We start from the raw sequence: 9,286 nt of genomic DNA on the forward strand, positions 1-9,286 counted from the left end.
CGGCCGCTATGCTCATGGTATGGCCCCATCCCCCGCCGCTCCTTCACCCGGCTCCGCCCCGTCTCCCGCCGTCTCAGCGGCCAGCGCCGTCCCATCGGCCAACACCGTCTCAGCGGCAAGCACCGCCCCGGCCACCTCCGCCCTGTCTGCCTCCGCGTCGTCTCCCTCCAGCCATTATTTAAACCGCATGTGGCGCACCGCTAACCAGATACCGGCGGCCCCCACCACCCGCCGCGAGCGTCTGACCATGCTCTTCGGCAGCGGGATCTGGCTGATTTTCCTGGTCTTTCCTTTCGCGGGAGTTCTCTTCACCCAGGGGCTCTCGCCCGCCGAGCGCACCCTCGGCTATATCGGGCTGGCCGCGTTCGCATTCTTCTATATCTTGGCTTTCCAGTTCCCGGATCTGCGTCCCACCTGGCCACGCTGGGTTTCCCTCCTGCTCTGGACGGTAACCCTGGCGCTATCAGCCACCCTCATCCCGCCTTTCCCCCTGGGTTTTGCTTTTACCGCACCGTTTTTCGCGGCGATGTGGATTTTCTCCCTCCCGCTTATTCCCGGGATTCCGTGTGGGTTGCTGTGTTTCGCGGGCGGAGCGGTGGCCCACCTCTTGGCCCCCTATGGGTTCTTGTGGGGCGCGTTCCTGGGCAGCATTATTATCCCGATGATCCCCATCCTCATCTCGCGGTTGCTGGAAGAATTTGCCACGCGGTCGGCGCGGATGCGCGCGGAGCTCATCCTTTCCGAGCAGCGTTCCGAGCTGGCCTCCGTGGTTCATGACGTGCTGGGCCATTCGCTGACCGCCATCACCGTAAAAACTCAACTGGCCGCGCGATTATTGGAGAGCAATCCGGAGGCGGCCCGCGCTGAATTAGAAGACAGTCTCAAAATTTCGCGCGACGCTATCGACACGGTGCGGGCCACCGTCACCGACCTGCGCCAGCCCACCCTCGATGCCGAGCTGGATTCTGCTTACGCGCTGCTCCGCTCGGCGCGTATCACCGCGCATTTCACGCCTCCCCCGGAACTTCCCCTCCTCACCGCCCAGCTTTTCGCGTGGGTGGTGCGCGAAGCGGTCACGAATACGGTGCGTCATTCTGGTGCGCGCAATTGCACCATCACTATTGAGCAGCGGGAGACAGGCGCGCGCTTGCGGGTGGAGGACGACGGCGTAGGTATCCCCGCGGGTGCTCCGGCAGGGACCGGACTGACCGGTTTGCGCGAGCGCGTGGAAACCGCCGGTGGAACACTGGAGGTCACCCGGCTGGAACCGGGAACTCGCGTGGAGGTGATCCTATGAACGACGGCGCACAGCTAGGCACCGGTGCCCCTTCCGCCACCAACCCGCACGTGGGCAACGGTGCGGCTACGGGGCACCGCCACCCCATCCGGGTAGTGATCGCCGATGATCAGCGGATGGTGCGCGAGGCTTTGGCGGCGCTCCTCAACCTGGAAGAGGATATTGAGATAGTCGCGCAGCTGGAAGATGGCAGCGCCATCGTTCCCACCGTGGCGGAAACCGGCGCCGATATTGCGCTCCTTGATATTGAAATGCCGCGCGTGGACGGAATCGCGGCGGCGCAGGCTCTGCAGGCGGCGGGGGCCGGCTGCGGCGTCGTTATTGTGACGACTTTCGGGCGCGCCGGGTATTTGCAGCGCGCCATGGCGGCCGGGGCGCGCGGTTTCGTGGTGAAAGATGCGCCGGCTGAGGAGCTCGCCGCGGCGCTGCGCGCTGTTGCGGGTGGCGGCTACGCTATCGATCCGCAGTTGGCCGCGCAGGCCTTGCAGATGGGGCCCAATCCGCTCACGGAGCGCGAGGGTGATGTGCTGCGGCTGGCGCTCAGCGGCGCGACCGTGAAAAGCATGGCCGCGCAGCTGTATCTTTCGCAGGGGACGGTGCGTAATCACCTGTCCGCCGCTATTGGGAAAACCGGGGCGAGCACCCGCACCGAGGCGGCGCAGCTCGCCCGGGCCCGCGGGTGGATCTAAACGTGCACCCGCGGGCGGCGCTGGCGGCGGCTAGCTAAAAATCGGACCCGTGGTACGCGAGCGCTTGAGCTCGAAGAAGCCGGGGGTGCGAGCCAGGGCGAGGCAGCCATCCCAGAGGGCGAGGGCGGCTTCCCCGTGCGGGGCCGGGGAGATGACGGGGCCGAAGAAGGCCGCGCCGTCGAAAGAAATAATGGGCACGCCGACCTCGTCGCCGACGAGCGCCAGCCCGGCTGCCACGCTGTCGCGGAGGGCGGCGTCGTAATGGGCGGCGTCGTTCAAATATTCGCTACCTTCGCCGAGGGCCGCGAGCACTTCGGCAAGAATCTCGCGCCCCACGGGGCGCCGGTCTTCGTGAATGGCCTGCCCCAGAGCGGTGTAGAACTCGCCGAGCTTGTCGTTGCCTTCCAGCTGCGCGATTTTCATGGCGACGAGCGCCGTCTCGCGCCCCTCCTCCACGTGGGCGCGGTACTCCTCCGAAATATCTTTGCCCTCATTGAGGATCGCGAGGGAGAAAGGCCGCCACGTGACGGTGAAATCACGAGCGGTGGCCACCTCGGTGACCCAGCGGGAGGTAATCCACGTCCACGGACATGTTGCATCAAACCAAAATTCAACCTGAGTACTCATGGTTCTATCCAAGCGTGAAAGCGGGCGGTGCGGGCAAGGGCGCGCCAGAACCGGTAGGATTTCACGTAAATTGTGCTGAAAGCCAAGGAAAGGAAGCTTGATGGCCGGGACTAATCTCACCCGCGCAGAAGCTGCGGAACGCGCGCAGATCGTAGCGACGCAGAATTACCGCATTGAACTTGATCTGACCACCGGGGAGGAAACCTTCGCGGCGGTTACCGAAATTGATTTTGAGGCCACGCCGGGTGCCGATACGTTCCTCGACCTCATCGCGAAGTCGGTGGAGCGCGTGGTGCTTAACGGCGCGGAGCTCGACCCGGCCAGCTACCAGGATTCGCGCCTGCCGCTGCCCAACCTCGCGGCGCAGAACACGGTGCGGGTGGAATCCACCCAGTACTACTCGCGCACCGGTGAGGGCCTGCACCGCTACGTGGATCCGGCCGACGGCGAGGTCTACCTCTACTCCCAGTTTGAGGTGGCGGACGCACGGCGGGTCTTCGCGAATTTTGAGCAGCCTGACCTCAAGGCGAATTTCACCTTCACGGTGACCGCGCCGGAGAACTGGAAGGTGTTCTCCGTGTCCCCCACCCCGGAGCCGGTGGCCCTGGGCGAAGGCAGGGCACGCTGGGATTTCACGCCCACCGAGCGCCTGTCCACCTACCTGGTGGCGATTGTGGCCGGCCCCTACGAGGGCGTGGAAGGTGAACCCTTCCATTCCATCGACGGGCGCGATATTCCGCTGGGCGTATACGCGCGTAAGTCGCTGGCCCCCTACCTAGATGCCGATGAGATTTTCACCATCACCCGCCAGGGCTTCGAGTATTACGAAGCGAATTACGGGCATCCCTACCCGTTCCGCAAGTACGACCAGGTGTTCTGCCCCGAATACAATGCCGGCGCCATGGAGCACCCGGGCCTGGTGACCATCGTGGAAACCTACGTATTCCGCACCAAGCCCACCGGTGCGATTATCGACCGGCGCACCATCACCATCCTGCACGAACAGGCCCATATGTGGTTCGGTGACCTCGTCACCATGAAGTGGTGGGATGACCTGTGGCTCAACGAATCCTTCGCGGAATTCATGAGCCACCTGGCCGCCGCGAATAACACCCGCTGGAAGGATGCCTGGACCACCTTCCTCGCCTCTGAGAAAACCTGGGCGATCCAACAGGATCAGCTTCCCTCCACCCACCCGATTGCCGCGGATATTCGCGACCTGGAAGATGTGCTCGTCAACTTTGACGGCATCACCTACGGTAAGGGCGCTTCGGTGCTCAAGCAGCTGGTGGCGTACGTGGGGCAGGAACAATTCCTGGCCGGGGTGCGGGCCTATATTGCCAAGCACAAGTGGGGCAATGCCACGCTCACCGATCTGCTCACCGAACTGGAAGCTTCCTCCGGGCGCGACCTCAAGGAATGGACCCGGGTATGGCTGGAGGAATCCGGCGTCAATACCCTGCGGCCCGAAGTGGAGGCCAGCGGCGGGGTTATCGACCGGCTCACCGTGGTCCAGAGCAACGACGCGAACTCCTCGCTGCGCCCGCACCGTATCCGCATCGCCGGCTACGACCTGGACGGGGACGGGCTGCGCTGCGTGAAATCCGAATGGGTGGATATTGCCGGTGAGCGCACCGAGATCGCGTCCTTCCAGGGTGCTGAGCGCCCCGATCTTATCCTCCTCAACAGCCAGGACTGGGGTTACGCCAAGATCCGTTTCGATGCTGATTCCTTCCGGGTGGCGCTGGAGAATCTTGAGAAATTCGATAACCACCTGGATCGCTCCGTGGTGGTCTTCGCGGCGATGGATATGATGCGCGACGGCGAACTCGACGCCCACACCTACGCCGATATCGCGCTGGCGGTACTGGCGGATGAAACCGATGGCACCGTACTGCGCGTGGTGCTCGGCTCCCTGCACTCCGCGGTGGAGCTCTATTCCAACCCGGCCACCCGCACGGAGTTCGCGGCCGCCGTTTCCGAGCGCATTTTCGAATTGGCGCTCACCGCGGCACCGGGTTCGGATCGCCAGCTTCAGCTCATGGGTGCGGCGATGCGCCGGGCCGTGAGCGAAGAGCAGCTCGGCCTTATTGCCGGGTGGCGCGACGGCGTGGCCGTTCCGGAAGGGTACGACGTCGACCAGGAAGTCCGCTGGAATATCCTTATCGCCCTGGCGGCTAACGGGCGGGCCGATCAGGCCGATATTGACGCCGAGTTCGCTCGCGATTCTTCCTCCTTCGGGCAGATTTTCGCGGCCCAGGCCGAAGGCGCGCTGCCCGATAGCGCGGCCAAGGAAAAGGTTTGGGAAGAAATCGTGCACCCGGAAACCAATACCCGCCAGCGCAACCTCGCCCTGGGCACCGGGCGTTCCTCCGCGGAGAGCGTGCGTGCCTACGCGGAGAAGTACTTCGCGGTGGCCAAGGACATGTGGGATAACAATTCGGTGGAAATCGCCTCGAATATGCTCGAGTACGCCTACCCGGCTCAGCTGGCCGGCCGTACCGACCTCGGGGTGGATCTGCTAGCCCTCGGCCAGGAATGGCTGGCCACCACGGATGCGGCGCCGGCCTGCCGGCGTATCGTCTCCGAAGTGGTGGACGGCACCGCCCGGGCGGTGCGCAACCAGGAAGCCGACCGGAAGGCTGGGAACTAGGCCGTAGGCGCTAGCCACGTAGCCGATTATTCCGATACCTAAACGGTGCGGGAACTCATGACGGGTTCCCGCACCGTGGCATTTAATCAGCCCGCGCCGACTACCTCAAAGCTGGAACTATCTTGGATATTTTTATCATCACATTTCCTAATATCCTTTTATTACTTCGCTATAAACTTGTGGTGCAAAACCGTCATACCCAAAGAAGAGGAAGACACCCTGATGAAGCACCCGAGTTACCTGGCCGTTGCCGCCGCGGCGGCCACAGCCATGTTCATTCCAGCCGCGGCGTTAGGTGCCCCGGCCACATCCACCAGCCTGACGAGCAATCTTTCCCGCGCCGCTGCGGATACGAACAGGGATAAGGCCGCTGAAGAGAAGGCCGCCGCGGAGGTGGAATTGGCTCGGGTCAACGCTGATCTGGCCGCCGAAAAGGCGAAGATTCCGAGCCGGGAAGAAGACCTCGCCGCCGCGCGCCAGCGCCTCGCGGACCAGGAAGCTCCCCTTGCCCCGTTGCGTGCGCAGCAGCAGGAATTGAGCACCGAGTGCGGCAAGCTCGGCCCCGCCATTGCTAGCCAGGAAAAGAAACTGGCGCAGCTCCAGGCCACGCTCAAGGAAGTTCAGGAAACCGAATACGCCACGATTGATGAGAAAAATGCGCTGGTGGTCAAGCGCACGCAAATGCAGCAGGCCGGGGCGGATGTGACGGAAATCAGCGCCCAGATTGACGCGCTGGAGAAGAAGCTCGAGCAGCTGCGCACCCAACAGCAGCAGCTCAATACCCAGATTTACACGCTCAAGCCGCTGATTGAGGAACTGCGCGGCGCGCAGGCGCAGTGCCCGGCGATGGAGGCCGAACTCGCCCAGCAGATCAAGGACGCGGAGGCCGCCGCCGCACCGGCGCGCGCCGAGGTCGCCGAGAAGGCAAAGGCGCTCGAGGCGGCGCAGGCCCGCGTGGCTACGCTCACCGAACGCGCCGCGGCGCTTGAGAAGAAGATCGCGGAGCTGAATGAGATTCTCGCCCGCCCGCTTCCCGCGCAGCCGGCGCAGCCTTCCGCACCAGGTGTTACGACGACGCCGCCAGCCGGCCCCGCGGCCACTCCGGCCGTCACCGGCACCCCGGCTGCGCCCTCCGCTCCTGGCGCCCCGGCAACCGCTGCCCCCACGGCAACAAATACGCCCGCAGCAGCCACGGCGCCCACTGCAACAGCAACAGCTACGCCCAAGGCCAATGCGGCCAAGCCGCAGCTGGCCCACTCGGGTGCGGAGCTGGGCGGCGCCATTGGCGCGGCCACGGTGCTCCTCGGAGCGGGCGGGGCGCTGGCGCTCCGGCGGGCGCGCCGCTAGGCACCAGTCCCACCATCTAGCAGGAAAGCTACATTCCTCGCATACAAGCCGAAGCGGCGGATACCCACCGGTATCCGCCGCTTCGCTTAGTGCGCGCTACTACTTTTATGACACGGTGCCGCGCCGCCCCTTAACGCAAGGCACGCGGGAGCCGGGCGCCGTCGTCGTTAAAAGCGGAGAGGCGATAGCAGGTGACGGTGAGCTCGCCGCTCACCTCCATCCGAACCTGGCCGCGCGGGTAAATGCGCTGGGTGAAAGAGGTGGTGCCTTCCTGGAAGAGCTCGACCAGGGAGCCGTCCATCCACAAGGAGGCCGGCGCGTTCACGGCGGCGGTGAAGAGCACTTCGTTCGTTTCCGAATCGCGCAGCGAGATGGTGCCGCTGCCCTCCAGGTCCAGGGAGAAGGAGCGCAGCTCGGGCAATTCGGTCACCACGGTGCCCTCGCCTTCGCGCAGCGCGAAGATTTCGGGGGCCGGCTCGGTCCACACGCGCCCGTCGGAAATACGCACCTGGCGCGGGTAGGTCAGCGCACCGTTGTAGCCCGAAGCGTCGATATCGGCGTCGGTACGGTCGGAGCCTTCCCAGGTCCAGCCCCAGGCGAGCACGCGCTCCCCGTCCACCACGCACTGGGGCGCGTAGAAGTCGGGCCCGGCGTCGAATTCACCGCCGGCACGGGGCACGAAACGGGGGTACCCGGCGCTCATATCCAGATCGCCCACCAGGTAGGCCACTCCGGTGAGGTGATCCATCAGCGTTTCCGCTTCCACCCACTGGGAGACGATGAGCACCCACGCCTCCCCCACCTGGATGAGCTGGGGGCATTCCCAGATGGAGGCCGGGGCGTAGATGGAGGCGAGCGGGTCGTCGCCCACCAGGAGGGTGTCCAGGTAGCGCCAGTTGCGCCAATCGGAGCATTCGTAGAGGAAGATCACGGGGGTGCCGTCCTCGAATCCGCCGCCGTGGATGGCGTAGGTGCGTCCCTCCACCTGGAAGATGAAGGGGTCGCGCATGGCGCGCACGTTTTCGATGGGCGGCATGGTGGCGACGACGCCGGTGGGCTCCCAGCCGCTCCTATCAGCGTTTTCCTCCGCCAGGACCGTCACGGAGGGGCCGTCCCCGCGGGTGACGGCGGTGTAGAGCAGCGAGGATACTCCCTCGTGCACGGTGCCCACGCCGGACCAGCAGCCGGCCGAATCGGGTTGCCCGGGGCGCGGTTTGAGGGCGATGGGCTGCGCCGTCCAATTGACGAGGTCCGTGGAGGTGGCGTGGCCCCAGTGGATGTGGTCATGCCAGGGCGCCTTGGGGTTGTACTGGTAGAACATGTGCCAGGTATCGCCCACCTTGTGGATGCCGTTGGGGTCGTTGACCCATCCGAAGTTCGGGCGCACGTGCAGGGCGGGGAAGAAACGGTCGGGGAAGTGGTCGAGCTGTGTCATGATTGCCTCCTTTGTTGAGGGGGTTGGGGGCGGCGTGGCTGCCAGTGGGGAGCGGCTGTGTCCCTCATCGTTGAGGAGGGCACGGTCGGGTACCCAACCGGCGTGCCGGCGCCCGTGGGCTGCGGCGTAGAGCCGATGTTGGTCAGTTCCCGCCGTTGAGCTTTCCTGCGGCGCCGTGGGGCAGCCGCAGCTCGGCCCGGTGATGACGGTGCAGGGCACCAGTCGGGTACGGTGCCGCTCCGCGGCGGCATCCGGGTCACCGAGCAGGCGGGTGATTTCGGTAATGGCGCGCTCGGCAACCTCTTCTACCGGGTCAACGGCGCGCAGGAATGATTGGGCTTCGGGTAGGTGGGAATCATCGAAAACGGCCAGGCGAATATCACGGCCCGGGGTCAAGCCGCGGCGCCGTATCTCCGCCATGGCGGGCACGCACATGGCCGAGCTGCCCAGCACCAGGGCGTCAATATGGGCGCAGGAGTCAAGCACCTGGGCGATCTGGCGGCGCACCGCCCGCGGGGAGGAATGGGCGCCCACCAGCTGGTGGCGGGTCACCCGGTGGCCCCGTTCCACCAGGGCTTCCTCGAAGCCACGCATATGCTGCGAGCCGTTGGCGATGCGCCGGTCCGGGTAGAAGAGCACCGGGTAGCGCACCCCGTGGTCGAGGAGGTGGGCGGTGATATCGCGGATCCCCTGCTGGTAGTCGGTGCTCACCTGCGGGGCCACCACGGCGGGGTCATTCCCGTTCACCACCGCGAAGGGGATGGCGTGGCGGCGCAGCCGCGGCAGCGAATGCCGGCGCCATCCGGGTACGGGGCTGATGATGACCGCGTCCAGACGGTGCGCGATGAGGGCGCTGAGCGCCGCTTCTTCGGTATGCACATTCGCGCCGGTATCCAGCAGGAAGGGCACCAGGCCGGCGTCGGTGGCCTGGCGGGCCAGCTCCAGGCTGACCGCCGTGCCCCCGGCGTTGCCGAGCAGGGTTCCCACAATGGCAATTCCGGGTGAGGCCCCGGCACGTAGGGAGCGGACGGTGCGCGGGCTGGAGTAGCCCAGTTCCGCTGCCGCCTCGAGCACCCGCATCCGGGTGGATTCGGCCACCCGCCGGGTCCCGTTGAGCACGTGGGACACCGTGGTGATGGATACCCCGGCGCGGCTCGCCACGTCTTTCATCCCTATGCCCGCCATTGTTCCTCCTTCTTACCTTGTACGACGACGCCGGGGGGGGGGGGGGGGGGGGG

General features: G+C 65.5%; 6 protein-coding genes. 4 read left to right on the top strand and 2 right to left on the bottom strand.

Annotated elements, in window-relative coordinates; genetic code table 11:
• Nucleotides 1-19 precede the first annotated feature (19 nt).
• Together ACRQHG_RS03135 and ACRQHG_RS03140 are read left to right on the top strand one after the other, a co-directional pair.
• Entirely contained in the window at nt 20-1,297 is a 1,278-nt protein-coding gene (locus tag ACRQHG_RS03135; RefSeq protein WP_435719477.1) for a sensor histidine kinase, read from the top strand.
• Nucleotides 1,294-1,986, top strand: a complete 693-nt coding sequence (locus ACRQHG_RS03140; RefSeq protein ID WP_435710819.1) for a response regulator transcription factor — start codon at nt 1,294-1,296, stop codon at nt 1,984-1,986. Before ACRQHG_RS03135 ends, ACRQHG_RS03140 begins: the two co-directional genes overlap by 4 nt.
• A 30-nt stretch (nt 1,987-2,016) precedes the next feature.
• Here the strand turns inward: ACRQHG_RS03140 and ACRQHG_RS03145 are convergent, their stop codons facing one another.
• The gene (locus ACRQHG_RS03145) at nt 2,017-2,613 is read right to left on the bottom strand and encodes a mycothiol-dependent nitroreductase Rv2466c family protein (RefSeq protein WP_435710818.1); all 597 of its coding nucleotides are present in this window, start codon (nt 2,611-2,613) and stop codon (nt 2,017-2,019) included.
• 100 nt (nt 2,614-2,713) lie between these two features.
• Between ACRQHG_RS03145 and pepN the strand changes: the two genes are divergently transcribed.
• Nucleotides 2,714-5,266: an aminopeptidase N gene (gene pepN / locus ACRQHG_RS03150; RefSeq protein WP_435710817.1), complete on the top strand. Its 2,553-nt coding sequence runs from the start codon at nt 2,714-2,716 to the stop codon at nt 5,264-5,266.
• A 222-nt stretch (nt 5,267-5,488) separates the two neighbouring features.
• Nucleotides 5,489-6,613 carry a hypothetical protein gene (locus ACRQHG_RS03155; protein WP_435710815.1) on the top strand — a complete coding sequence of 375 codons (1,125 nt, stop codon included), beginning with the start codon at nt 5,489-5,491 and terminating at the stop codon, nt 6,611-6,613.
• Nucleotides 6,614-6,743: 130 nt separating this feature from the next.
• Here ACRQHG_RS03155 and ACRQHG_RS03160 read toward each other — a convergent pair whose 3' ends face one another.
• Entirely contained in the window at nt 6,744-9,233 is a 2,490-nt protein-coding gene (locus ACRQHG_RS03160) for a LacI family DNA-binding transcriptional regulator (protein WP_435719478.1), read from the bottom strand.
• Between the last annotated feature and the right edge of the window lie 53 nt (nt 9,234-9,286).

Source organism: Actinotignum vesiculae (genome assembly GCF_051267215.1).
GTDB lineage: Bacteria > Actinomycetota > Actinomycetes > Actinomycetales > Actinomycetaceae > Actinotignum > Actinotignum schaalii.

Bases quoted from the DNA above. Each gene is read 5' to 3' on its own strand.
- ACRQHG_RS03145 (WP_435710818.1), bottom strand. From the start codon at position 2,613: ATGAGTACTCAGGTTGAATTTTGGTTTGATGCAACATGTCCGTGGACG.
- ACRQHG_RS03140 (WP_435710819.1), top strand. From the start codon at position 1,294: ATGAACGACGGCGCACAGCTAGGCACCGGTGCCCCTTCCGCCACCAAC.
- pepN (WP_435710817.1), top strand. From the start codon at position 2,714: ATGGCCGGGACTAATCTCACCCGCGCAGAAGCTGCGGAACGCGCGCAG.
- ACRQHG_RS03135 (WP_435719477.1), top strand. From the start codon at position 20: ATGGCCCCATCCCCCGCCGCTCCTTCACCCGGCTCCGCCCCGTCTCCC.
- ACRQHG_RS03160 (WP_435719478.1), bottom strand. From the start codon at position 9,233: ATGGCGGGCATAGGGATGAAAGACGTGGCGAGCCGCGCCGGGGTATCC.
- ACRQHG_RS03155 (WP_435710815.1), top strand. From the start codon at position 5,489: ATGAAGCACCCGAGTTACCTGGCCGTTGCCGCCGCGGCGGCCACAGCC.